Annotated in this window: 20 protein-coding genes; 12 read left to right on the forward strand and 8 right to left on the reverse strand. The window is 70.1% G+C overall.

All coding sequences use genetic code 11. From position 1 onward, the window contains the following. The first annotated feature begins 157 nt into the window (after positions 1-157). The 4 genes from ACWFR3_RS27965 to ACWFR3_RS27980 all read left to right on the forward strand — a co-directional run bounded on the left by ACWFR3_RS27965 (position 158) and on the right by ACWFR3_RS27980 (position 5,088). A complete protein-coding gene (locus tag ACWFR3_RS27965; protein WP_453737418.1) occupies positions 158-1,129 on the forward strand; it encodes an SCO0930 family lipoprotein in 972 nt (323 codons plus the stop codon). Positions 1,130-1,376: 247 nt separating this feature from the next. Next, positions 1,377-2,189 (forward strand): SAM-dependent methyltransferase, encoded by an 813-nt coding sequence (locus tag ACWFR3_RS27970; RefSeq protein ID WP_453737399.1) that lies wholly within the window; start codon positions 1,377-1,379, stop codon positions 2,187-2,189. Further along, positions 2,186-4,321, forward strand: a complete 2,136-nt coding sequence (locus tag ACWFR3_RS27975) for a putative bifunctional diguanylate cyclase/phosphodiesterase (protein ID WP_453737400.1) — start codon at positions 2,186-2,188, stop codon at positions 4,319-4,321. The genes ACWFR3_RS27970 and ACWFR3_RS27975 overlap by 4 nt, the downstream gene beginning before the upstream one ends. Before the next feature lie 11 nt (positions 4,322-4,332). Then, positions 4,333-5,088, forward strand: a complete 756-nt coding sequence (locus ACWFR3_RS27980) for a VOC family protein (RefSeq protein WP_453737401.1) — start codon at positions 4,333-4,335, stop codon at positions 5,086-5,088. A gap of 133 nt (positions 5,089-5,221) precedes the next feature. Here ACWFR3_RS27980 and ACWFR3_RS27985 read toward each other — a convergent pair whose 3' ends face one another. Continuing rightward, the gene (locus ACWFR3_RS27985; RefSeq protein WP_453737402.1) at positions 5,222-6,103 is read right to left on the reverse strand and encodes a LysR family transcriptional regulator; all 882 of its coding nucleotides are present in this window, start codon (positions 6,101-6,103) and stop codon (positions 5,222-5,224) included. Between the two features lie 135 nt (positions 6,104-6,238). On the opposite strand from ACWFR3_RS27985, the gene ACWFR3_RS27990 reads away from it, so the two are divergent. From ACWFR3_RS27990 to ACWFR3_RS28005, 4 genes are all read left to right on the forward strand, one after another. After that, positions 6,239-6,910 carry a succinate dehydrogenase gene (locus tag ACWFR3_RS27990; RefSeq protein ID WP_453737419.1) on the forward strand — a complete coding sequence of 224 codons (672 nt, stop codon included), beginning with the start codon at positions 6,239-6,241 and terminating at the stop codon, positions 6,908-6,910. A 3-nt stretch (positions 6,911-6,913) separates the two neighbouring features. Continuing rightward, positions 6,914-8,905 carry a fumarate reductase/succinate dehydrogenase flavoprotein subunit gene (locus ACWFR3_RS27995; RefSeq protein WP_453737403.1) on the forward strand — a complete coding sequence of 664 codons (1,992 nt, stop codon included), beginning with the start codon at positions 6,914-6,916 and terminating at the stop codon, positions 8,903-8,905. Then, the gene (locus tag ACWFR3_RS28000; RefSeq protein ID WP_453737404.1) at positions 8,902-9,648 is read left to right on the forward strand and encodes a succinate dehydrogenase/fumarate reductase iron-sulfur subunit; all 747 of its coding nucleotides are present in this window, start codon (positions 8,902-8,904) and stop codon (positions 9,646-9,648) included. The genes ACWFR3_RS27995 and ACWFR3_RS28000 overlap by 4 nt, the downstream gene beginning before the upstream one ends. An 88-nt stretch (positions 9,649-9,736) precedes the next feature. Further along, positions 9,737-11,248 (forward strand): acyl-CoA synthetase, encoded by a 1,512-nt coding sequence (locus tag ACWFR3_RS28005; RefSeq protein ID WP_453737405.1) that lies wholly within the window; start codon positions 9,737-9,739, stop codon positions 11,246-11,248. 10 nt (positions 11,249-11,258) lie between these two features. Here the strand turns inward: ACWFR3_RS28005 and ACWFR3_RS28010 are convergent, their stop codons facing one another. Continuing rightward, positions 11,259-12,194 (reverse strand): LysR substrate-binding domain-containing protein, encoded by a 936-nt coding sequence (locus ACWFR3_RS28010; protein ID WP_453737406.1) that lies wholly within the window; start codon positions 12,192-12,194, stop codon positions 11,259-11,261. Between the two features lie 140 nt (positions 12,195-12,334). On the opposite strand from ACWFR3_RS28010, the gene ACWFR3_RS28015 reads away from it, so the two are divergent. The 4 genes from ACWFR3_RS28015 (at position 12,335) to ACWFR3_RS28030 (ending at position 16,284) form a co-directional block, all read left to right on the forward strand. Further along, positions 12,335-13,345 (forward strand): aldo/keto reductase, encoded by a 1,011-nt coding sequence (locus tag ACWFR3_RS28015; RefSeq protein ID WP_453737407.1) that lies wholly within the window; start codon positions 12,335-12,337, stop codon positions 13,343-13,345. A gap of 68 nt (positions 13,346-13,413) precedes the next feature. Continuing rightward, the gene (locus ACWFR3_RS28020; protein ID WP_453737408.1) at positions 13,414-13,830 is read left to right on the forward strand and encodes an SRPBCC family protein; all 417 of its coding nucleotides are present in this window, start codon (positions 13,414-13,416) and stop codon (positions 13,828-13,830) included. Between the two features lie 123 nt (positions 13,831-13,953). Continuing rightward, positions 13,954-14,748, forward strand: a complete 795-nt coding sequence (locus tag ACWFR3_RS28025) for an SDR family NAD(P)-dependent oxidoreductase (RefSeq protein ID WP_453737409.1) — start codon at positions 13,954-13,956, stop codon at positions 14,746-14,748. Positions 14,749-14,760: 12 nt separating this feature from the next. Then, positions 14,761-16,284 (forward strand): FGGY-family carbohydrate kinase, encoded by a 1,524-nt coding sequence (locus tag ACWFR3_RS28030; protein ID WP_453737410.1) that lies wholly within the window; start codon positions 14,761-14,763, stop codon positions 16,282-16,284. A gap of 10 nt (positions 16,285-16,294) precedes the next feature. Here ACWFR3_RS28030 and ACWFR3_RS28035 read toward each other — a convergent pair whose 3' ends face one another. From ACWFR3_RS28035 to ACWFR3_RS28060, 6 genes are all read right to left on the reverse strand, one after another. After that, complete coding sequence (locus ACWFR3_RS28035) at positions 16,295-17,170, reverse strand: glycoside hydrolase family 16 protein (protein ID WP_453737411.1); 876 nt, start codon at positions 17,168-17,170, stop codon at positions 16,295-16,297. 196 nt (positions 17,171-17,366) lie between these two features. Next, on the reverse strand, positions 17,367-19,712 hold the full coding sequence (locus ACWFR3_RS28040; RefSeq protein WP_453737412.1) for an ATP-binding cassette domain-containing protein: 2,346 nt from the start codon (positions 19,710-19,712) through the stop codon (positions 17,367-17,369). Positions 19,713-19,751: 39 nt separating this feature from the next. After that, positions 19,752-20,753 (reverse strand): LLM class flavin-dependent oxidoreductase, encoded by a 1,002-nt coding sequence (locus ACWFR3_RS28045; RefSeq protein ID WP_453737413.1) that lies wholly within the window; start codon positions 20,751-20,753, stop codon positions 19,752-19,754. 120 nt (positions 20,754-20,873) lie between these two features. Further along, positions 20,874-23,078 (reverse strand): 1,4-alpha-glucan branching enzyme, encoded by a 2,205-nt coding sequence (gene glgB, locus ACWFR3_RS28050; RefSeq protein WP_453737420.1) that lies wholly within the window; start codon positions 23,076-23,078, stop codon positions 20,874-20,876. Between the two features lie 52 nt (positions 23,079-23,130). Beyond that, positions 23,131-24,471: a maltokinase N-terminal cap-like domain-containing protein gene (locus tag ACWFR3_RS28055; RefSeq protein WP_453737414.1), complete on the reverse strand. Its 1,341-nt coding sequence runs from the start codon at positions 24,469-24,471 to the stop codon at positions 23,131-23,133. A 14-nt stretch (positions 24,472-24,485) separates the two neighbouring features. Continuing rightward, the coding region (locus ACWFR3_RS28060) for an alpha-glucosidase C-terminal domain-containing protein (protein ID WP_453737421.1) at positions 24,486-24,653 on the reverse strand (168 nt) is incomplete at its 5' end.

Consider the following 24,653-nt stretch of genomic DNA (forward strand, 5'->3'; position numbering starts at 1 on the left):
GCCTCCTGCAACCCGAAGGAAGGAGACGCCGGGCGCGAGCTTGACGAACAAAAGAATCTTGAACGCCGGTTGAACGCACCGGCCGTTCGCACCCGTACCTAGGGCCATGCGTGACGCACTCAGCGCCGCGTTACCCAAGGGACAGCGGGAGTCGAACATGAAGACCTGGCGGAGCGCCTCGCTCGTAGCGACAGCTGCGGCCATGCTGGCGCTGACGACGGCGTGCGGTCAGGAACAGGGGGACCAGTCGCCGAACGGACAGAACGTGGGCAACCAGGCCCCTGCCAAGAGCGACGGGTACGGAGCGGGTGACGGATACGGGGCCGACACGGGTGACGCGAAGGAGGGGGCGGGCAAGGCGAAGGCCGCCGGTCAACTCGCCGTGTGGGACAGCAAGAAGCTCGGCAAGGTCGTCACCGACAGCGAGGGCCGTACGCTCTACCGCTTCGACAAGGACACCGCCGAACCCCCCAAGTCGAACTGTGACGGCGCCTGCGCCACCACCTGGCCCGTAGCGTCGCCCGAGGGCGCAGCGGCCCCGCCCGGCGTGGACAAGTCCCTGCTCGGCGAGGTCACCCGGACCGACGGCAGCAAGCAGCTGACCATCGACGGCTGGCCGATGTACCGCTACGCCAAGGACACCAAGGCCGGCGACGCCAAGGGCCAGGGTGTGGGCGGCACTTGGTACGCGGCGGCCCCCGACGGCAAGAAGGCCGCGCCCGCGGCCGACGAGGCGCAGCCGCCCGCCGACACGGCTCCGGTCGACCCGGCAGGGCTCTCCACCCGCAAGGACCCCAAACTCGGGGAGATCGTCGTCGACAAGAACGGCATGACCGTCTACCGCTTCACCAAGGACTCCGCCTGGCCGATGAAGACCGCGTGCACCGGCGCCTGCCTCGAGAAGTGGCCGGTGGTTCCGCCCGTCCAGAAGAACGACACCAAGGGCATTCTCAAGAAGGGCTTCGTCGTCTTCGACCGCCCCGACGGAGTGCAGCAGCAGACGATCGACTGCTGGCCGATGTACACGTTCTCCGGTGACAAGAAGCCCGGTGACACCAATGGTCAGGGTGTGGGCGGCACTTGGTACGCCGCAGGCCCTGACGGAAAGCCCGTCGGCGCGCCGAAGTAGAAATCTGTACAGAAAGGGGGTCCCGTCAGAAGTACCTCAGTACCCAGTACCTCGCGTTCGGTCGACCGGTCCGTTCTTTTCCCTCAGGGGCAAGGAACGGACCGGTTTTTTGGGTGGAAATTCGGCACTTGCCACAGGCAGTGACCGAGAACGGACGGTCAATTTCCGTTTTGACTCGCTCCCTTGGCAGACGATCAGTAGCCTCACTTCGAACACCGGCTCGTCTCGCCTACGTCTTGGAGTCCTGATGGAGCGTCCCGCCTGGGCCCCGCAGGGCATCGACATCACGATGCCCAGCGTGTCCCGCATCTACGACTACTACCTGGGCGGTTCGCACAACTTCGAGGTCGACCGGGACGCTGCCCGCCGGGCCATGGAGGTCATGCCGGGGTTGCCCAAGATCATGCAGGCGAATCGTGCCTTCATGCGCCGAGCTGTGCGTTTCGCCGTGGACCAGGGCATCACCCAGTTCCTCGACATCGGTTCGGGCATTCCCACCTTCGGCAATGTCCACGAGGTCGCGCAGCAGGCGGACCCCGATGCGCGTGTGGTCTACGTCGACCACGACGCGGTGGCCGTCGCGCACGGCCGGGCCGTGCTCGAGGGCAACGAGAAGGCGATCGCCGTCGCCGGGGATCTGCGCAAGCCGCTGGACATTCTGGGCAGTTCGGAGGTCAACGGACTCCTTGACCTCGACCGTCCGGTGGCCGTTCTCCTCGTCGCCGTCCTGCATTTCGTGGAGGACGCGTACGATCCCTACACAGCGGTCGCCGAGCTGCGGGACGCAACCGCGCCCGGCAGCCTGATCGTCCTCACGCACGCTACGCACGAAGGGATGCCGATCCCCGCCGAGCAGGCCGGTCAGGTCGTCGGCGTCTACAAGGACATCCGCAATCCACTGATCATGCGCTCGCGCGACGAGATCGCGCGGTTCTTCGAGGGATACGACATGGTGGAACCCGGCCTCGTGCCGATGCCGCGCTGGCGGCCCGAGACCGCACCCGAGGAAGAGGATCCAGCTACCTTCTCCGGGTTCGCCGGCGTGGGGCGCAGGGCATGAGCGGGGAGCCCGACGGGCCCGAGGGCAGAGTGCGCAGGTTTGCCACCATATGGAGCCGCGCCATCTTCCCGGTGACGGCGACCTCGCTGACCCGTCCCGAGTTCGAGCAGCAACTGGTGCCGCTGGCCCACAGGTTGCGCACGGCCCTGCACGAGCGGGTCTTCGAGGCCGCCGAGGGCCAGGCGATCGGCGCGGCACTCGTCGGAACGCACTGCACCGACCCCGAGGCGCTGAGCCGCACCCTCGACTGCGTGGACGCCTACCTGGTCCTGTACTGCGGGGACGAGGGCCCGCGCGAGGAACTGCGGGCCCGGTCCGCGCGCCTGCAGCATGCCCTGGCCGCGGGGTTCGCCGCCGCCCTGCGGGAGCGGACCCTCGCCGAGCAGGAGGCGATATCGGGGGCCGCCCTGAGCGCCCGCAGCGCCGTCGCCGAAGCCCTGCACGCGAGCGAGGCACGCTTCCGTGCCGTCTTCCACGGCGCGGCGATCGGCATCGGCATCGCCGACCTCACGGGCACGGTCCTCGAGGTGAACGACGCGCTGATCCGCATGTTCGGCGGCCTGGAGAACCAGGTGCGCGGACGCAACGTAGCGGAGTGGACGCACCCCGACGACTCCCCCCACGTATGGAAGTTCTACGAAGAGCTGGTGCGCGGCGAGCGCGAGCACTACCGCGTGGAGAAGGCGTTCTACCGGCCCGACGGCACCGTCCTGTGGACCAACCTGACCGTCTCGCTGCTGCGTGACGCGGACGGAGTCCCGCAGTACCAACTGGCGCTGATGGAGGACACCACCGAACGCCGCCTGCTCAATCTGCGCCTTCGCTACGAGGCCACGCACGACGCGCTCACCGGTCTGCCGAACCGGACGCTGTTCTTCGAGCGCCTGGAGAAGGCCCTCGCGGCGGGCGACGGCGCTCGGTTCGGGCTCTGCTACCTCGACCTCGACGGCTTCAAGACCGTCAACGACAGCCTCGGGCACGCGGCGGGCGACCGGCTCCTCGTCGAGGTCGCCGACCGGCTCCAGTCCTGTGCCACGGCGCCCGGCGAGATGGTCGCGCGGCTCGGCGGCGACGAGTTCGTGGCACTGACCACCGGCCGCGACACCGAGGTCGAGGTGGACGACCTCGCCGGACGCATCATGCACGCGCTCTCCACGCCCATCCGCGTCGAGGGCCGCGAACTGACCGTGCGCGGCAGCATCGGCATCGTCGAGGGCCCGGCCGGGGAGCGCGGTGCGGCGGAGGTGCTTCGCAGCGCCGACATCACGATGTACCGCGCGAAGTCCGCGGGCGGCAACCGCTTCGAGCTCGCCGACCCCGAGGCCGACGCCCGCGCCATCACCCGGCACGGCCTGACCACCGCGCTGCCCGCCGCTCTGGACCGCGGTGAGTTCTTCATCGAGTACCAGCCCCTCGTGCATCTCGGCGACGGCAGCGTGCGCGGTGCCGAGGCGCTTGTGCGGTGGCTGCATCCGCAGCACGGCATCATCGGCCCCGACCGGTTCATTCCGCTCGCCGAGCACACCGGTCTGATCGTTCCGCTGGGACGCTGGGTCCTTGAGGAATCGGTTCGCCAGGCCCGCACCTGGGAGTCACGGCACAAGGACGCCGGGCCGCTGCGCGTGAACGTGAACCTCTCGCCCATGCAGCTGACCCACCCCAACCTGGTGTCGGACACGGTGGAGATCCTGGAGCGCGCCGGGCTCGAACCGGGCGCGCTGTGCCTGGAAGTGACCGAGTCCGCGCTGATCGGCGCCGACGACGACCTGCTCAAGCCGCTGCGCCGGCTCGCCGAGATGGGCGTGGACATCGCGCTCGACGACTTCGGCACGGGTTACTCCAACCTCGCCAATCTGCGCCGCCTGCCGGTGAGTGTCCTCAAGCTCGACCGCTCCTTCACGCAGGGCATGCAGCACTTCCCCGCCGACCCCGTCGACCTGAAGATCGTCGAGGGGATCGTCGCGCTCGCCCACAGCCTGGACCTCGCGGTCACGGTCGAGGGTGTCGAGACGGGCCACCAGGCGGATCAGCTGCGAGAGTTGGGCTGCGACACGGCGCAGGGCTGGTACTACGCACGGCCGGGCCCGCCGGACCAGCTGCACGAGCTGGCACTCGCCGACGCTACGAGCTGAGGAGTACGAAGGTGCCTGACGGCGAGATTCATTGGGTGTACGCCTTTGTGGACCGGCCCAAGGATCGGTTCGCGCAGGCCCATGCCTTCTGGTCGGCGGTCACCGGAACGCGGCTCTCCGCGTTCAGGGGCGAGGACGACCAGTTCGTGACGCTGCTGCCGGACGGGGCGGACGCCTTTCTGAAGGCGCAGGCGGTCGACGGACCCGGCGGGGCACACCTCGACTTCGCCGTGGAGGACGTCCCCGCCGAGGCGCGCCGGGCCCGCGCGCTCGGAGCCACCCCGGTCTTCGCGGAAGAGGGCCTTGAGGTCCTGCGCTCGCCGGGCGGGCAGCTGTTCTGCGTGGTGCGGTGGGAGGGCGAGCACGTACGCCCTGAGCCGCTGACCGCGTCCGACGGGACCACGAGCCGCCTCGACCAGGTGTGCCTGGATGTGCCGCCGTCGGTGTGGGAGGCGGAGAAGGCGTTCTGGCCGGCCTTCACGGGGTGGTCCGACCGGCCGGGCTCGCGCCCGGAGTTCCACCTCGTCGAGCCGACGCCGCGGCTGCCGATCCGGATCCTGCTGCAGCGCTTGGACGCGGGGCCCGCTGGGGCGCACCTGGACTTCTCCTGTTCGGACCTCGACGCGGACGCCGTTCGCCACGAAGGTCTCGGCGCCGAGGTGGTGGGGCGAGGGCCGCACTGGATCGTGATGCGGGATCCTGCCGGGGGCACGTACTGCCTGACGATCCGCGATCCCCGGACCGGCGGTCTGCCTTCCGCCCGGTAGGCATCTGCGGGCCCGGTGGGGGCTGGCCGCGCAGTTCCCCGCGCCCCTAAGGGGCGCTCAGCTTCGACGCCCCGTAAGGGGCGCGGGGAACTGCGCGCTCGGCCCCCGCCGGGCCGCGGCTGAGAACGAAACCTCAGCGCCGCTCAAGCAGCATCCGCTGCAACTCCCGCGCAGCCCGTGGCGGAGCCACATCGCTGCGGTGCGCCAGCGCGATCGTCCGGTGCAGGGCAGGCCGGGCAAGCGGCGTCATCCGCAGCCCGCGCCCGGCGCGCTCGGCCACCATGCGCGGCACGACGGCGACCCCGAGCCCCGCCTGCACGAAGCCGAGCACCGCGTCCATCTCGCCGCCCTCGACCGCGAACTCCGGCTCGAAGCCCTCGGCCCGGCAGGCGGCGACCGTCAGCTCCCGCAGGTCGTAGCCGTGCCGGAACATCACCAGGCGCTCCCGCTGCAGATCCGCGACCCGGACGCTCTTGCCGCCGAATCCCCGCGCGTCCGGCGACGACACCACCACCAGGTCCTCACGCAGCAGCTCCACGGTGGTCAGGGCGGGCGACGGGCTGGGCAGCGGGAGCACGACGACGGCCAGGTCAAGGGCGCCGCGCGCCAGTTCCCGTACGAGGTCGTGGGAGCCGCTTTCCTCCAGGAGGAGCTGGATGCCGGGGTGCCGGTCGTGGAACGCGCGGAGCACCTCGGGCAGCAGACCCGTGCAGACGCTGGGCGTCGCGCCCAGGCGGATACGGCCGCGGCGCAGCTGGGCCAGCTCCTGGACCTCGATGCGCGCGGTGTCGGCGTCCGCGAGGATGCGCCGGGCCAGCGGGAGCAGCGCCTCGCCCGCGTCGGTCAGCGCGATGTTGCCGCGGGCCCTGCTGAACAGCTCGGCGCCCAGTTCCTTCTCCAGGGCGCGGACCTGCTGGGAGAGCGAGGGCTGCGAGACGTGCACCTGCTCGGCGGCCCGGGTGAAATGCCTGGTCTCGGCCACCGCGACGAAGTAATGGAGCTGCTGGAACTGCATATACGGCAGGGTACGGCCGATGATAGCCAACCGCTATCGAGATGAGCTGATCCATCTCTTGGACCGATCGGGACCTTCGGCCTTAGCGTCGGTCCCATGGCTCTGGCAACGCGGACGGACCGAAAACGGTCGTCGATGACGCGCACGATCTGGGACTCGTCCGTCGGCAAGAAGACAGTGATGGCCGTGAGCGGCCTGATCATGCTGCTCTACCTGATCGCCCACATGATCGGAAACCTGAAGATCTTCTTCGGGCCCGAGGAGCTCAACCACTACGCCCACTGGCTGCGCACGGTCGGCGAGCCCTTCATGCACTACGAGTGGACGCTCTGGCTGATCCGCGTCGTGCTCGTCGTCGCCGTGGTCGCGCACGCCGTCTCCGCCTACCAGCTCAGCCGCCGCGACATCAAGGCGCGCCCCGCCAAGTACGTCAACAAGAAGGCGGGCAAGAGCTTCGCCACGCGCACGATGCGCTGGGGCGGCATCATCCTCGCCCTGTTCATCGTCTGGCACATCCTGGACCTGACGACCGGCACCGTGCACCCGGGCGGCTACGAGCACCTGCACCCGTACCAGAACATCATCGACACGTTCTCCACGTGGTACGGCAACGTCATCTACATCGTCGCCGTCGTCGCCCTCGGCTTCCACGTGCGCCACGGCCTCTGGAGCGCCGCGCAGACCCTCGGCGCGGGCAAGGCGACCCGCGACCGCGCCCTCAAGATCATCGCCAATGGCGTCGCGTTCGTCCTGACGGCGGGCTTCGTCGTCGTCCCCGTGGCCGTCATGACCGGAGTGGTGAGCTAGCAGATGAATTCCTCCAGTGATTCCCGTGCCTCCCGTGAGCACTCCTCGCGTGAGTACGCCGAGTACGCGACCGGGGAGCCGGTCGTCGACACCAAGGCCCCCGCAGGTCCCGTCGCCGAGCGCTGGGACACCCGCCGCTTCGAGGCCAAGCTGGTCAACCCCGCCAACCGGCGCAAGCACACCGTGATCGTCGTCGGCACCGGCCTCGCGGGCGGCTCCGCGGGCGCCACGCTGGCCGAACAGGGCTACCACGTCGTGCAGTTCTGCTACCAGGACTCTCCGCGCCGCGCCCACTCGATCGCCGCGCAGGGCGGCATCAACGCCGCGAAGAACTACCGCAACGACGGCGACTCCGTCCACCGCCTCTTCTACGACACCGTCAAGGGCGGCGACTTCCGGGCCCGCGAGTCCAACGTCCACCGCTTGGCGCAGATCTCGGTGGAGATCATCGACCAGTGCGTCGCGCAGGGCGTGCCCTTCGCCCGCGAGTACGGCGGCCTCCTCGACACCCGCTCCTTCGGCGGCGTACAGGTCTCCCGCACGTTCTACGCGCGCGGCCAGACGGGACAGCAGCTCCTCCTCGGCGCCTACCAGGCGCTCTCACGGCAGATCGCGGCCGGCAACGTCGAGATGCACCCGCGCACGGAGATGCTGGACGTCATCGTGGTGGACGGCCGCGCCCGCGGCATCGTCGCCCGCGACCTGATCACCGGCAAGATCGAGACGTACTACGCCGACGCGGTCGTCCTGGCATCCGGCGGCTACGGCAACGTCTTCTATCTGTCGACGAACGCCATGAACTCCAACGCCACGGCGATCTGGCGTGCGCACCGGCGCGGCGCCTACTTCGCCAACCCCTGCTTCACGCAGATCCACCCCACGTGCATCCCGCGCACCGGCGACCACCAGTCGAAGCTGACGCTGATGAGCGAGTCGCTGCGCAACGACGGCCGCATCTGGGTCCCCAAGGCACAGGGCGACGACCGCCCGGCCAACAAGATCCCCGAGGACGAGCGCGACTACTACCTGGAGCGCATCTACCCCTCCTTCGGCAACCTCGTGCCCCGCGACATCGCCTCGCGCGCCGCTAAGAACGTGTGCGACGAGGGCAGGGGAGTGGGCCCGGGCGGCCAGGGCGTCTACCTCGACTTCGCCGACGCCATCAAGCGCATGGGCAAGAAGGCGGTCGAGGCCAAGTACGGCAACCTCTTCGACATGTACGCGCGGATCACCGACGAGGACCCGTACAAGACGCCGATGCGCATCTACCCCGCCGTGCACTACACGATGGGCGGACTCTGGGTCGACTACGACCTCCAGACCACCGTCCCCGGCCTGTTCGCGGTCGGCGAGGCCAACTTCTCCGACCACGGCGCGAACCGCCTCGGCGCGTCGGCCCTGATGCAGGGCCTGGCCGACGGCTACTTCGTGCTGCCGTCGACGATCAACGACTACCTCGCGCGCAACCCGCACCACGACGAGGTCGACGACGAACACCCCGCCGTCCGTGAGGTGCTCGACGAGACCACCGATCGCATCACCCGCCTCCTGGCCGTCGACGGCGACCGCACGCCCGACTCCTTCCACCGTGAACTCGGCGAACTGATGTGGGAGTTCTGCGGCATGGCCCGTACGGAGACGGGTCTGCGCAAGGCCCTTGAACGCATCCCGCAGATCCGCGAGGAGTTCTGGCGCCGCCTCAAGGTGCCCGGCACCGGCGAGGAGTTCAACCAGTCCCTGGAGAAGGCGAACCGCATCGTCGACTACCTGGAACTCGCCGAGCTGATGTGCCTCGACGCCCTGCACCGCGCCGAGTCCTGCGGCGGCCACTTCCGCGAGGAGTCGCAGACGCCGGACGGCGAAGCAGCTCGCCACGACGAGGAGTTCGGCTACGCCGCCGCCTGGGAGTTCACGGCCACCGGTGAGGCTCCCACCCTCCACAAGGAAGACCTCGTCTTCGAGTACGTCCACCCCACCCAGCGGAGCTACGCATGAAGCTCACCCTGCGCGTCTGGCGCCAGCAGAACACCGACGCCGAAGGCGCCATGTCCACCTACGAGGTGGACGGCATCTCCTCCGACATGTCCTTCCTGGAGATGCTGGACACCCTCAACGAAGAACTCATCGTCAAGGGCGACGACCCCGTCGCCTTCGACCACGACTGCCGCGAGGGCATCTGCGGCGCGTGCTCGCTCGTCATCAACGGCGACGCGCACGGGCCCGAGCGCACCACCACCTGTCAGCTGCACATGCGGTCCTTCAAGGACGGCGACACGATCGACGTCGAGCCGTGGCGCGCCGCCGCCTTCCCGGTCGTCAAGGACCTGGTCGTCGACCGCTCGTCCTTCGACCGGATCATCCAGTCCGGCGGCTACATCAGCGCCCCGACCGGCGCCGCCCCCGAGGCGCACGCGGCGCCCGTGCCGAAGCCGGACGCGGACTTCGCCTTCGAGCACGCGGAGTGCATCGGGTGCGGCGCCTGCGTCGCCGCCTGCCCCAACGGCTCGGCCATGCTGTTCACTTCGGCGAAGGTCAACCACCTGGGTGTTCTGCCGCAGGGTGCTCCCGAGCGGGAGACGCGTGTGCTTGACATGGTGGCGCAGATGGACGAGGAGGGGTTCGGTGGCTGCACGCTCACCGGTGAGTGCGCTACTGCCTGCCCGAAGGGCATTCCGCTGCCGTCCATCTCTGCGATGAACAAGGAGTGGTTGCGGGCCACCCGGAAGGTGAGTCGCTAGGTACTGCGTGGGGCTGTTGGGACCTGCGGGTCGTTTGTGGCTGGTCGCGCAGTTCCCCGCGCCCCTGCGGGGCGCGTAGCTTCGCCGCATGCATCCCGGAGCGTACGACCCCGCCAGGACGGCCGTCGTCACCGCCGACGGCACACGGACCCTCACCTACGGACAACTCGAAGAACGCTCCCTGCGGCTCGCGGATCATCTGCGGGCCGCAGGCTTGCGTCGGGGCGACCACTTCGCCCTGCTCAGCGACAACGACCCGCGCGCCCTGGAGGTGTACTGGGCGGCGCTGCGCTCCGGCCTCTATCTCACGGCCGTCAATCACCACCTCTCGACGGACGAGGCCGCCTACATCGTCCGCGACTGCGGGGCGAAGGCGCTGATCATCTCCGGCTCGCTCGCCGAACTGGGTTCGGCGGTGGTGGAGTTGGCGGGCGGCCCGCCGGTCCTGCTCGGCCTGGACGACGGATCGTACGAGAAGGCCCTGGAGTCCGCCTCCGCGCAGCCGCCCGCCCACCAGCCGCGCGGCACCGACATGCTCTACTCCTCCGGCACCACCGGCCGCCCCAAGGGCATCCAGCCCGCGCTGCCCGAAGGTGACGTGCGCGACGATCCGAGCACCTACGTGCTGATCTTCCAGGCCATGTACGGCTTCGGCGAGGAGACCGTCTACCTCTCGCCCGCCCCGATCTACCACGCGGCGCCCCTCAGATTCTGCGGAGTCGTCACGGCCCTCGGCGGCACGGTCGTGCTCATGGACGCCTTCGACGCGGAGGGCGCCCTGGCGGCCGTCGAGCGCCACCAGGTCACGCACAGCCAGTGGGTGCCGACCATGTTCATCCGGATGCTGAAGCTGCCCGCCGAGGTGCGCGAGCGCTACGACCTGTCCTCGATGAAGATCGCCATCCATGCCGCCGCCCCCTGCGCCGTCGAGGTCAAGCAGCGGATGCTGGAGTGGTGGGGGCCCGTTCTGTACGAGTACTACTCCTCGACGGAGGGCAACGGCATCACGTTCATCTCGCCCGAGGAGTGGCTGCGCAAGCCCGGCTCCGTGGGCAAGGACGGATTCCTGGGCGAACTGCGGATCTGCGACGAGGCGGGCGATCTGCTGCCGAGCGGCGAGACCGGCATCGTCTACTTCGAGCGCGACGAGGTGCCCTTCACCTACCACGGCGACGGTGAGCGCACCCGAGAGGCGCAGCACCCGGCGCATCCGAACTGGACCACCACCGGGGACATCGGGCACGTCGACGAGGACGGCTATCTCTTCCTCACCGACCGCAAGGCCTTCATGATCATCTCGGGTGGCGTGAACGTCTATCCGCAGGAGGCCGAGGACTGTCTCGTGCTGCATCCCGCGGTCGCGGACGTCGCGGTGATAGGGGTGCCGGACGCGGAGATGGGGGAGGCGGTCAAGGCCGTGGTGCAGCCGGCCGACGGCGTGACCGCGGGGCCCGAACTGGAGCGTGAGCTGGTCGAGTTCGTACGGGAGCGCCTTGCTCACTACAAGGCGCCGCGTTCCGTGGACTTCGCGGATTCGCTGCCCCGGACGCCCACCGGGAAGCTGGCCAAGTCCTCGCTGCGCAAGTCGTACTGGGAGTGAGCGGGCGGCGTCAGCCGATGTCGGTGCCGATGCCGCCGTCGATGCTGCCGTCGATCTCGCCGCTCGCCAGGACCGTCTCGCGGAAGGAGGCCACCACCGGCCGCAGGTCGATGGTGTGCCACGCCGCCCACAGGTGAACGGACGCCTTGTGCCAGGGCAGTTCGCGCACGGCGACGCCGTCCGTCGTGCCCCGTACCATGCTCCGCTGGATGAGCGCGAGGCCGAGACCGGAGGCGACCAGACCGAGTGCGGTGAGCGGCTCGGCGGCGTCGAGGCGGATGTCCGGGGTGAAGCCGGACGCCACGCACGAGGCGAGGAAGGTGTCGCGCCAGGCGGGATCCCGGGAGTTCTCGACCGCGATCCATGCCTGGCCGTCCAGATCGGAAGGCGTCAACTCGGCCTGCGCGGCGAGCGGATGGGCGGCAGGCAGCGCCAGCAGCAGGGGGTCTTCGAGCAGGGGCGCGGCGAGGAGATCGGGGTCGTCCCGCGCGGGTGGCTCCTGGACCAGGGCGATGTCCAGGCTGCGCTGGCGCAGGCCCTCGAACTGCTCCGCCGTGGGCAGGCTGTAGAGGGCGACATGGATTCCGGGGCGTTGTTCCTGAAGGGTGCGCAGTGCGCCGGGCAGGACGCCGGTGTGCATGGCGTCGCCCACGTATCCGATGCAGAGGCCGCCCTCCTCGCCGCGGCCGAGCCGCAGGCCGAGGTTCTCCAGGCGGTCCGCGTGCCGCAGCAGGGCGCGCGCCTCGCTGAGGAAGACCCGGCCGTCGGAGGTGAGGCGGATGCGCTGCTGGCTGCGCTCGAACAGGGCGAGGCCGAGCTGCTTCTCAAGCTGGGCGATCTGGCGGCTGAGCGGTGACTGGGAGATGTGCAGCGCCTCGGCCGCCCGTCCGACGTGTTCCGTCTCGGCCACGGCCACGAAATAGCGGAGTTGTCGCAGGTCAAGCATGTAAGACCTCAGAGGACTCAAGTGTGTCCAAGCGAGTCTTGGACAGTCTCAAGCATCGATCCTAACCTCGAACTCGCAAGGCAGACGGATCACCCGAACCACAGGGAACCGTCGGAAAACCACCACCGCGAGGACCCCTCATGAGCATCAAGTCCCTCCTTCCCGGAGCGCTCGGCTTCGGCACCGCCCCGCTCGGCAACATGTTCCGTGCCATCCCCGACGAGGAGGCCGCGGCCACCGTCGAGGCCGCCTGGGACCAGGGCATCCGCTACTTCGACACGGCCCCCTTCTACGGCGCGGGCCTCTCCGAGATCCGGCTCGGCGACGTCCTGGCGGGTCACCCCCGCGACGAGTACGTCCTGAGCACCAAGGTCGGCCGCGTCATCCTGGACGAGGTCGAGGACCCCGCCGCACGCGACCTCGGCGAGAAGGGCGGACTCTTCGAGCACGGCCGCCCGAACAAGATGGTCAACGACTACACGGCCGACGCCACCCTCCGCTCCATCGAGGACAGCCTGAAGCGGCTCAGGACGGACCGGCTCGACGTCGTATGGGTGCATGATGTCGCGCAGGACTTCTACGGCGACGAATGGCTGGCCGCCTATGAGACAGCCCGCACGGGTGCCTTCCGCACCCTGGACCGGCTGCGCGACGAGGGTGTCATCAAGGCCTGGGGCCTGGGCGTCAACCGCGTGGAGCCCCTCGAACTCACCCTCGACCTGGACGAGCCGAAGCCCGACGCCTTCCTCCTCGCGGGCCGCTACACCCTCCTGGACCACGACCGCGCCCTGCAGCGCCTGCTCCCGGCCGCCGAGGCCCGGGGCGTCGACATCGTCGTCGGCGGGCCCTACAGCTCCGGCATCCTCGCGGGCGGCCGGCACTTCGAATACCAGGAGGCGCCCGCGGAGATCATCGCCAAGGTCGAGCGCATCAAGGCCCTCGCCGAGCGCCACGGCGTCGGCATCAAGGCCGCCGCCCTGCAGTTCTCCCTCGCCCACCCGGCGACGGTGGCGGCCATCCCAGGCGCCACCAAGCCCAGCCGCATCGCCGAGGACGTCGCCGCGCTCGGTGAGACGGTCCCCGCCGCGTTCTGGACGGACCTGCGCGCGGAGAAGCTGATCGCCGCGGACGCGCCGGTACCCACCGCCTGACCCGCAACCGCCCGCTCTTCCCGACCCCGTACACCCCACTCACCCCGCACACCCCTCAAGGAGAACCCGTGGCTACCACCTCCGCGTCCATCGAGGTCCCCGTACCGGCCGACCGTGTCTGGCAGCTCATCGGCGGCTTCGACGCGCTGCCCGACTGGCTTCCGTTCATCCCCGTCAGCGAATCCAGCGAGGGCGGCCGCGTGCGCAGCCTCAAGAGCGCGGACGGCGGCGTCATCATCGAGCGCCTCCTCACCTTCGACGAAAAGGCACGCACGTACAGCTACTCCATCCTCCAGGCCCCCTTCCCCGCCACCGACTACGTGGCCACCCTGGCGGTGCACGAGGTGCCCGGACAGGACGCCTCCCGCGTGGAGTGGTCCGGCGTCTTCGAGCCGGTGGGCGTCAGCGACGACGAGGTCGTCGCCCTGTTCCACGGCATCTTCAGCGACGGTCTCGCCGCCCTGCGGCAGACCCTCGCCGCCTGAGGCGGGCCGAGGCCACGTTCGACCCGCCGAGCCCGCACGAATGATCTACTGGGTGCCGGGGGACACGGCGGGGGTCAAGCGTGGGCGACCAGCCATCCGCACCACAGCAGGAGGTAACACAGCATGCTCGTCGATCTCTCCGGCAAGACCGCCCTCGTCACCGGATCGACCCAGGGAATCGGGGCGGCCATCGCGGCCGGCCTGGCCAAGGCGGGTGCCACGGTGGCCGTCAACGGACGGACCGCGGCCTCCGTCGACAAGGCCGTCGACCGGCTGAAGGGGGAGCACGGCGCCGCCGAGTTCCTCCGGGCGCCCGGTGACATCTCCACCGACGAAGGCGCCGAACAGGTCTTCGCGGCCGTCCCCCGGACGGACATCCTCGTCAACAACCTCGGCATCTTCGGTTCCGCACCGGCCCTCGACATCAGCGACGACGAATGGCGCCGCTACTTCGAGGTCAACGTGCTGACCGCCGTCCGTATGATCCGGCACTACCTGCCGGGAATGAAGGACCGCTCCTGGGGGCGGATCCAGAACATCGCCAGCGACTCGGCGCTCGTCACCCCCGCCGAGATGATCCACTACGGCACGTCGAAGACCGCGCTCCTCGCGGTCTCCCGCGGCTTCGCCAAGGAGGCCGCCGGGTCGGGCGTGACCGTCAACTCCGTGATCGCGGGCCCCACGCACACCGGCGGCGTGGAGGACTTCGTGTACGAACTGGTCGATCCCGAGCTGCCCTGGGACGAGGCGCAGCGCGAGTTCATGGTCAAGCACCGCCCGCAGTCCCTGATCCAGCGGCTCATCGAGCCGGAGGAGATCGCGCACATGGTGGTCTACCTCAGCTCCCCGCTGGCCTCCGCCACGACGGGCGGCGCGCTGCGGGTGGACGGCGGTTACGTGGACTCGATCGTCCCGTAGCATCCCGTGGCCATGACCTCCGCCACCGCGCCGTCCCGTAATGCTCTCCTGTCCCGCACCGGTCTCCTGCTCGGCGTCGACATCGGGACGTCCTCCTCCAAGGGCGTCCTGGTCCGTCCCGACGGCACGCTCGTCGCATCGGCGCAGCGTGAGCACACCACGTCCACGCCGCACCCTGGCTGGTTCGAGCACGACGCGGAGGGCGTGTGGTGGGCCGACTTCCGTTCCCTGGCAAGGGAGTTGCTGACCGCGCTGCCCGCAGGTGATGCGCTCGCGGCGGTCGGCGTCAGCGGCATCGGGCCCTGCCTGCTTCCCGTCGACGAAGCGGGCACCCCGGTCCGCCCGGCCATCTTGTACGGCGTCGACACGCGGGCCGGGGCCGAGATCGCCGAGCAGGACGAGCGCTACGGTCCCGATGAGATCATCCGCCGCTGCGGCTCGCCCCTCACCAGCCAGGCGATCGGTCCGAAGCTCGCGTGGCTGCGCCGCCACGAACCGGCGGCCTACGCGACCACCCGCCGCTGGTACATGGCCAGTTCGTTCCTCGTGCACCGCCTCACCGGCCGGTACGTCCTGGACCATCACTCGGCGAGCCAGTGCACCCCGCTGTACGACCTGGCGGCCCGGTCCTGGATCGGCGAGCGCTGCGAGGAGATCGTACCGGGCCTGCAGTGGCCCGAGCTCGTCTGGCCCTCCGACGTCGTGGGCACCGTCAGCCGGGACGCCGAGGCACTCACCGGCCTCCCGGCGGGCACCCCCGTCGTCGCGGGCACGGTCGACGCCTGGGCGGAGGCGGCCGGTGTCGGCGTCGCCGCCCCCGGTGACCTCATGCTCATGTACGGCACGACGATGTTCCTGGTCGGCATCCAGCCGCAGCCGCTGACCAGCCCGCACCTGTGGGGCACGGCGGGCGCGTTCCCCGGCACGTACTGCCTGGCCGCGGGGATGGCGACGTCGGGTGCGGTCACCGGGTGGCTGCGTGACCTCACCGGCACCTCGTACGAGCAACTGACCGCGGAGGCGGCCGCGTTGCCGCCCGGCGCGGAGGGCCTGCTGATGCTGCCGTACTTCGCGGGGGAGCGCACCCCGCTCTTCGACCCCGACGCGCGGGGGCTCGTGCACGGTCTGACGCTGCGGCACGGCCGCGGCCACCTCTACCGGGCCGCCCTGGAGGCCACCGCGTACGGCGTCCGGCACAATCTCGCCGCCATGGCCGAGGCGGGCGCTGCCGCCGACCGTCTTGTCGCGGTCGGCGGCGGCGCCCGTGCGCTGTGGACCCGGATCGTCTCCGACGTGACCGGGCGCGAGCAGCACCTGCCGCGCCACACCATCGGCGCCGCGTACGGGGACGCGTTCCTCGCGGCGGTCGGCGCCGGGCTCGCCGAGCCGGGCGACATCGCGCACTGGAACCCGACGGTCGAGGTGGTCGCCCCGGAGGCGACCGCCTCGACCGTCTATGACCGCCTCTACGGGCTCTACCTGGACCTGTATCCGGCGACCCGCGAGGCCGCGCACCTGCTGGCGCGCCTCAACTAGCCCGTGCGGGTCAGTCGTTGGTGGTCACATGGACGTAGTCGACGACGAGCTGCTGCGGGAAGGTCGTGTTGCCGTCAGGGTCGCCGGGCCAGTAGCCGCCGACCGCGAGGTTGAGGATCACGAAGAACGGCTTGTCGAAGACCCACTGCTTGCCGCCCAGGTCGGCCGGGGTGCGGGTCTGGTAGACGTTGCCGTCGACGGACCAGGTGACCTTGTTCGGCGACCAGTCCACCGCGAAGGTGTGGAACTTGTCCGAGAACGCCTCGCCGCCGGGCAGCGTGTAGCCCGCGCCGATGCCGCCGGAGCCCGAGTAGCCGGGGCCGTGCAGGGTGCCGTGGACGGTGCCGGGTTCGAAGCCGACGTTCTCCATGATGTCGATCTCGCCGCTCTGGGGCCATCCGACGCTGCCGATGTCGGCGCCGAGCATCCAGAACGCGGGCCACATGCCCTGTCCCTTCGGCACCTTCATCCGGGCCTCGACATGGCCGTACGTCTGCGTGAACTTGCCCGAGGTGTTGAGCCGGGCAGAGGTGTACTCACACTTGCCGTACCAGCACTGGTAGTTCTCGGGGTTCTCCTTGCGGGCGGTGATGACCAGGTTGCCCTGGCCGTCGAGGGCCGCGTTCTTGTTGCCCGAGGTGTAGAACTGCCGCTCGTGGTTGTTGACGTTGTCGCCGGTCTCGGTCTGCCACTTGCTGCCGTCGACCGCGGAGCCTGCGGCGCCGTTGAAGTCGTCGGTGAAGGTGGCGGCCGCGGCGGCGCCGGCGGGAGAGGCGGTGGGGGCCGCCGACGCTCCGGAGGGGAGTCCGGCCAGGGCCGAGGCGCAGCAGGCCAGGGCGACCGTGGAGAGCGCCGCACGGCGGCGCCAAGAGGTGTGCACTGTCATCACATCGCTTCACGTGGGGGTGGCGAGAGAGTGGGGGGTGCGTAGTGCTGGGGCAGACGCGCGGGCTGTCAAGACGTGCGCATGACAACTCGACGTCGAGAACTGAACGCGGCGAGTGATCAACCCCGCCGCTTTGTTCAGTACTTGATTTAAGGCAGACTCCGGTTCGCCGTCAAGGAGTTGGTGCGTACCAACCTCAGCGACCCCCTGCCGCCGCCCGCGCCAGATACAGCGCCGTCCGGCTTGCCGCGGCCTCCGCCACCACCGCGGGCGGCCCCGAAGCGACCACGCGACCGCCCTCGTCGCCCCCGCCGGGGCCCATGTCGACCACCCAGTCCGCGCCCGCCACCACCGCCATGTCGTGCTCGACGACCACCACCGAGTGGCCCGCGTCGACCAGGCCGTGCAGCTGGCGCATCAGGACCTCCACGTCGGCCGGGTGCAGCCCGGTCGTCGGCTCGTCCAGGAGGTAGAGCGTGTGACCGCGCCGGACCCGCTGCAGCTCGCTCGCCAGCTTGATGCGTTGGGCCTCGCCGCCCGAGAGCTCCGTCGCCGGCTGCCCCAGGCGCAGATAGCCGAGCCCCACGTCCAGGAGCGTCCGCAGGCTGCGGGCCACGGCCGGGGTGTCCGCGAAGAACTCCGCGGCAGCCTCCACCGTCAGATCGAGCACCTGCGCGATGTTCAGTCCGTGGTAGGCCACTTCGAGGGTCTCGGGGTTGTAGCGCGCACCCCCGCAGTCGGGGCACGGCGCATACGTACTGGGCAGGAAGAGCAGCTCCACGCTGACGAATCCCTCGCCCTGACAGGTCTCGCACCGCCCGCCCGCGACGTTGAAGGAGAACCGCCCGACGCCGTATCCGTGCTCCCGCGCCGCGTCCGTCGCCGCGAAGACCTTGCGCACGACGTCGAAGAGGCCGGTGTAGGTGGCCAGATTGGAGCGGGGCGTGCGGCCGATCGGCTTCTGGTCGACACACACCAGACGCCCCACGCCCTCAAGGTCCTCGGTGACCTCGCCGATGAGCGTGGACTTGCCCGAACCCGAGACACCGGTGACCGCGGTGAAGGCGCCCAGCGGGAACTCGGCCGTCGCGTCGCGCAGGTTGTGCCGGCTCACGGGCCCGACCTTCAGCCAGCCGCGCGGGGTACGCACCTCGCGTACCGGGGCGGGCTCGCGGTCGAAGAGGAAACGGGCCGTCGCGGACTGCGTGACGCCCTCCAGGTCAGCCACCGGGCCGCTGTGCAGCACCTGACCGCCGTGCTCACCGGCGTCCGGACCCACGTCGACGAGCCAGTCCGCGTGGCGCATGACATCGAGATGGTGCTCGACGACGAAGACCGAGTTGCCCGCCGCCTTGAGCCGGTCCAGGACGGTCAGCAGGGACTCGGTGTCCGCCGGGTGCAGACCGGCCGACGGCTCGTCCAGGACGTACACGACACCGAAGAGCCCGGAGCGCAACTGGGTCGCAAGACGCAGCCGTTGGAGCTCTCCCGCGGAGAGGGTGGGCGTGGCACGGTCCGGGCTCAGATAGCCGAGGCCCAGCTCGGTGATGGTGGCGATACGGGCCAGGAGGTCGTCGGACAGGACACGGGCCGCCTCCGAACCCGTTCTGCCCTCAAGGGCCTTGGCCAGTTCCGACAGGGGCAGTGCGGCGAGATCGGCGATGGTGCGGCCCGCGAACGTGACCGCCATCGCCTCCGGGCGCAGCCTGCTGCCGCCGCACGCCGGGCAGTCGGCGCTCGCCAGGAACCGCTCGGCCTTGGCGCGCAGGGTCTGGCTCTTGGAGTCCGAGAACGTCTTCATCACATAGCGCCGGGCGCTCATGTACGTTCCCTGGTAGGGGCGTTGGATGCGGTCCGCGTCCCGCACCGGGTGCACCGTCACCACGGGCTGCTCGTCCGTGAACAGGATCCAGTCCCGGTCCGCCTGCGGCAGCTCGCGCCACGGCCGGTCGACGTCGTGGCCCAGGGCGTCCAGGACGTCCCGCAGGTTCTTGCCCTGCCAGGCGCCGGGCCAGGCCGCGATCGCGCCCTCGCGGATGGAGAGGGACGGATCCGGGACCAGGAGTTCCTCGCTGGTGCGGTGCACACGGCCCAGGCCATGGCACTCCGGGCAGGCCCCGGCGGCCGTGTTGGGCGAGAAGGAGTCCGAGTCGAGCCGCTCGGCGCCCTCGGGATAGGTGCCGGCGCGCGAGAACAGCATGCGCAGCGAGTTCGAGAGGTTCGTGACCGTGCCCACCGAGGAGCGGGAGGTGGGCGCCGAGCGGCGCTGCTGGAGCGAGACCGCCGGGGGCAGCCCGGTGATCTCCCCGACCTTCGGCGCGCCCACCTGATGGATCAGGCGCCTTGCGTACGGGGCGACGGACTCGAAGTAGCGGCGCTGGGCCTCCGCGTAGATCGTCCCGAAGGCGAGCGACGACTTCCCGGAGCCGGAGACACCGGTGAAGACGGCGAGCACGTCACGCGGGACGTCCACGTCGACGTTGCGCAGATTGTGCTCGCGGGCGCCCCGGACACGTACGAACGGATCATGAGGGCTGTGCATGGGGACTCCGTGAGCGGCTCGGGGGCAAACCCCACGATTCTAGGTCGTGGCCAGACCCGCGACCCGGGACAGCCGCCGGAAGGAGTCCAGGAGGCCATCGCGGTCGTACGTACTGGTCGTGACCAGCACTTCCTGCGCCCCGCTCTCCTTGATCAGCGTCTCCAGGTCGGCGGCCACCTGCTCCTCCGTGCCGTGGATGTGGCCGAGGAGACCGGATTCGTAGAAGCCGCGCTCCTTCTCGGTCATCACCGTCGCCGGTGACTCGATGCGCTCGGCGGGCGGCAGGGGAGGGAACGTGCCATGGGTGCGTGAATACGCCATCGACCAGGCTTCCGGGATCAGCAGCCGGCGGGCCTCCTCGCGTGTCCCGGCGACGGCGATGGTGCCCGAGACGACGACGTACGGCTCGCTGGACCACTCCGAGGGTTGGAACGATGCGCGGTACTGGTCGATGCCGCGGAGCATCTTCTCGCGGCTCCTGATGTCGCCGATGACCATCGGGAGACCGGCCCGTGCCGCGATGGCGGCGCCCTCGCCGATGGCCAGGACGAACGGCGGGACGCGCAGGCCTTCGGCGGGCCGGGCGTGCGCTCCGGTGTCCGACGTGCCGCGGAACCAGCCGAGGAGCTCGGTGAGCTGCGCCGCGAAGTCGTCGGCGTCGTGCTTGTCCCGGCCGAGCGCCTTGCGCACCCCGTCGGTGAAGCCCACCGAGCGGCCGAGCCCCATGTCGATGCGTCCGGGATAGAGCGCTTCGAGGACCCCGAACTGCTCGGCGACGACGAGGGGTTGGTGGTTGGGCAGCATCACGCCGCCGGTGCCCACCCGGATGGTGCGCGTCGCGGCGGCCACGGCCGAGGCGAGGACGGTCGGCGCGGAGCCCGCGACACCGGGCACCGCGTGATGTTCGGACACCCAGAACCTGTGGTAGCCGAGCTTTTCGAGCTCCTGAGCCAGGCGCACGGTGTCGCGCAGGGCCTCGGGTCCGTCGTGCCCCTCGCGGGTGCGGGAACGGTCGAGGACGGAGAACCGGGTGGCTTCCACGCGAGACCCCTTTGCCTGAACTGTCACCTCTGCCGGGTCAATGATCCGTGAGGTCCGCGGGGCGGGCAAGGTGTTTTTGATCTCCACGGAACGGTCGGGCCCGGCCGGATCGGGGCACTCTCACGCCGGACACAGCCACAGCGTGGCCAGCGGGGGAAGCGTCACGTGAAGCCGGGCCGGAAAGGCCCCGAAGGGCTCCGGGACCGCTTGCAGGGTGTCGGGGTTGCGCACATCGCCGCCGCCGTAGGGGGCCGCGTCGGTGTTGAGCGCCTCCCGCCAAGCGCCGGCCGTTTGCGGCACTCCGAGCGGGTAGCCGTGGCGGACCACCGGGGAGAAGTTGCTGACGGCCAGGAGCGGAGTCCCGTCGGCCGCGTACCGCAGGAACGCCACCACATTGTCCCCGGCCGCGTCCGCCTCGACCCAGGCGAAACCGCCCGGGTCCGTGTCCCGCTCCCACAGGGCGGGGGCTGCCCGGTACCGGTGGTTGAGGTCGCGCACCAGCCGCTGCACCCCTGCGTGGTCCGGTTGGGCCGCACAGGACGCGTCCAGAAGTCCCCAGTCCGGGCCGTGTTCCTGCGACCATTCGGAGCCCTGGGCGAACTCCTGGCCCATGAAGAGGAGCTTCTTGCCGGGGTGGGCCCACATGTAGGCCAGGTAGGCGCGGTGGTTGGCGCGCTGCTGCCACCAGTCGCCGGGCATCTTCGACACCAACGCGCGCTTGCCGTGCACGACTTCGTCGTGGGAGATCGGCAGGAGGTAGTTCTCGCTGTACGCGTAGACCATCGAGAAGGTCAACTCGTTGTGGTGGTACTGCCGGTGCACCGGTTCGTGCTGGATGTACTCCAGGGAATCGTGCATCCAGCCCATGTTCCACTTCAGGCCGAAGCCCAGGCCGCCGAAGCCCCCGGGGCCGCCGGTGTGATGAGTGGCCCGCGTGACCCCGTCCCAGGCCGTCGACTCCTCGGCGATGGTGACCACCCCGGGATTGCGGCGGTAGACCGTCGCGTTCATCTCCTGCAGGAAGGCCACAGCGTCCAGGTTCTCCCGGCCGCCGTGTTCGTTGGGCGCCCACTGGCCCTCCTCTCGCGAGTAGTCGAGGTAGAGCATCGAGGCCACCGCGTCCACCCGCAGCCCGTCGACGTGGAACTCCTCGCACCAGTAACTCGCGTTGGCCACAAGGAAGTTGCGTACTTCCCGGCGTCCGAAGTCGAAGGTGAGAGTGCCCCAGTCGGGGTGCTCGGCACGCCGGGGGTCCCGCGGCTCGTACAGCGGCTCCCCGTCGAAGGCCGCAAGCGCCCAGTCGTCCTTGGGGAAGTGCGCCGCCACCCAGTCGACGATCACGCCGATGCCCGCCTGGTGCAGGGTGTCGACCAGATGGCGGAAGTCGTCGGGCGTGCCCATGCGGGAGGTCGGTGCGTAGAGCCCGGTGGCCTGATAGCCCCACGAGCCGCCGAAGGGGTGCTCGGCCACCGGCAGGAACTCCACGTGCGTGAAGCCCGCGTCGGCCACGTACTCCGTGAGTTCCTCGGCGAGCTGCCGGTAGTTAAGTCCCTCCCGCCAGGACTGCAGGTGCACCTCGTACACCGAGAAGGGGGACCGGACCACGGGGCGTTCCGCCCGGCGTGCCATCCATTCCGCGTCCGCCCAGACATGGCTCGACCGCGTGACCACCGAGGCGGTCGCGGGCGATACCTCCGCCCGGCGGGCCATCGGGTCCGCGCGCAGGGTGTGTGTCCCGTCCGGGCGGGTGATGGCGAACTTGTAGAGGTCGTTCTCGCCGACGCCGGGGACGAACAGCTCCCATACGCCGGCCGAGCCGAGCGAGCGCATCGGGAATCCGGTGCCGTCCCAGAAGTTGAAGTCCCCCACCACACGCACGCCGAGAGCGTTGGGCGCCCACACCGTGAAACGGGTGCCGTCGACGCCCTGGTGGGTCATCGTGTGTGCGCCAAGGGCCGTCCACAACTCCTCGTGTCTGCCCTCACCGATCAGGTGCAGATCGAGTTCGCCCAGAGCGGGCAGAAAGCGGTAGGAATCCTGGAGCTCGACATCCTGGCCGTCGTACGAGATCCGCAGCGCATACTCGGGGATCGATTCGAGCGGCAGAACGCAGGAGAAGAAGCCGTCTCCCGTATCGGCAAGCTCCGTGGTCTGCTCGCCGATGACGAGCGCCACCGTCCGGGCGTACGGGCGCAGGACCGTGAAGGCCACGCCACCGGTCACCGGATGTGCGCCGAGCACGGAGTGCGGGTCGTGGTGCGTGCCCGCCAGAAGGCGTGTGCGGCTCTCCGCGTCGAGCTCCGGCGGCCCCTCGGTCAGGGGGATGTGCGGGGCGGCCGCGGGAGCGGGTGCGGATACATCGGCGGTGACCACGGATTCAGGCGCCTTTCGCGAGACGGTCGATTGCGGCCATGGGAACGGACAGCCAGTCCGGCCGGTGTCTGGCCTCGTACAGCGCCTCGTACACCGCCCGGTCCGTCTCGTAGGCCCGCAGGAGCGCGCCCTGCTTTCGCGGATCCCAGGCCGACTCGGCGGCGTAACCGGCGCAGTAGGCCTCCCGGCAGCGCTGTGCCCACTGGGGCTGCCAGGGGCGTTGGGCGTGGGCCGCGTACTCGAAGGAGCGGAGCATGCCCGCGATGTCGCGCACGGGTGCCTGGGTGCGCCTGCGTTCGGCGATCGGGCGGGCCGGTTCGCCCTCGAAGTCGATGACGAACCAACGGTCTTGGGCCCACAGGACCTGCCCGAGGTGCAGATCCCCGTGGATCCGCTGGTCGGGTTGGCCAGGGACACGCGCCCCGAGGACGCCGTACGCGGCCTTCAGGCGGGCCATGTAGGGCACGAGCGCCGGCACCTGGCGGGCGGTGGCCTCCAGGCGCGTGATCATCGCGGATGCGAGCCGGTGGCCTCCCTGCCGGTCGGGGTGATCGGGCGCGAAGACCCGGGCGAGCGCCAGGTGCACTTCGGCGGTGGCGCGCCCCAGTTCGTACGACTCGTCGGTGAAGTCCCCGCCCGATGCCAGGGCTTCGAGGGCCATGGTCCAGCCGTCCGTGGCGTCGCGCAGGAACGGCTGGAGCACGCCGAGTGTCGTTCTGCGCGGCTCGGCGGTCCAGAACCAGGCGACGGGAGCGGGTACCCGGGCGCAGCCCTCGCGGCCCAGAGCCCAGGGAACTTCCAGGTCGGGGCTGATGCCGTACTGGATGCGACGGAAGATCTTCAGGATGAACGAATCCCCGTACACCAGTGAGGTGTTGGACTGCTCGCCGTCCAGGACACGGGGGGTGAGCCCCGTCGGCACCTCGGTCTGCCCGTCGCGTTCGAAGCGCAAAGGGCCTGCCGCGCCCGGTGTGCGGAGCCGTTCGAGGAGCAGCGCGGCCGACCGGGGTTCGTGGAGCGCGTCGTACACGGTGAGTCCCCGCAGGGGGCCCGCACCGGGGCGGCCGATGACGGCGTGGCGGAGGCGGGGCGGCGGGTCTTCCTGCACGCCGAGGAGCAGTTGATAGCAGCCGTCGCGTGCCCCGGTGTGCCGGGAACGGATCAGCAGGTGCAGGCAGCCCGGGTGCAGCTCGGTCATCGACACCACGGTCAGTTCCGTGATGGGCAGGCCCTTGCCCGCGAACCAGCGCTGCTTGGGCAGCCACTCCTGGAGCACACCGTTGAGCGAGGTGAGCAGCGTCGTGGGGCTGAGGTCGCCGCGTGACTGCGTAGCGGTCTCCAACATTGCGTCACGTCCCTTCAGAGGTGCACGTCGGGTTCCGCCGGGCGGCGCGGGTGCAGCTCCTCGTGCAGCCGGAACCAGTAGAAGCCGTGTCCGGCCAGGGTGAGCAGGTAGGGCAGTTCACCGATGGCGGGAAAGCGCACCCCGCCGATCAGCTCGACCGGGTGGCGGCCGTTGAAGGTCTG

The organism is Streptomyces sp. NPDC055189 (assembly GCF_053606765.1).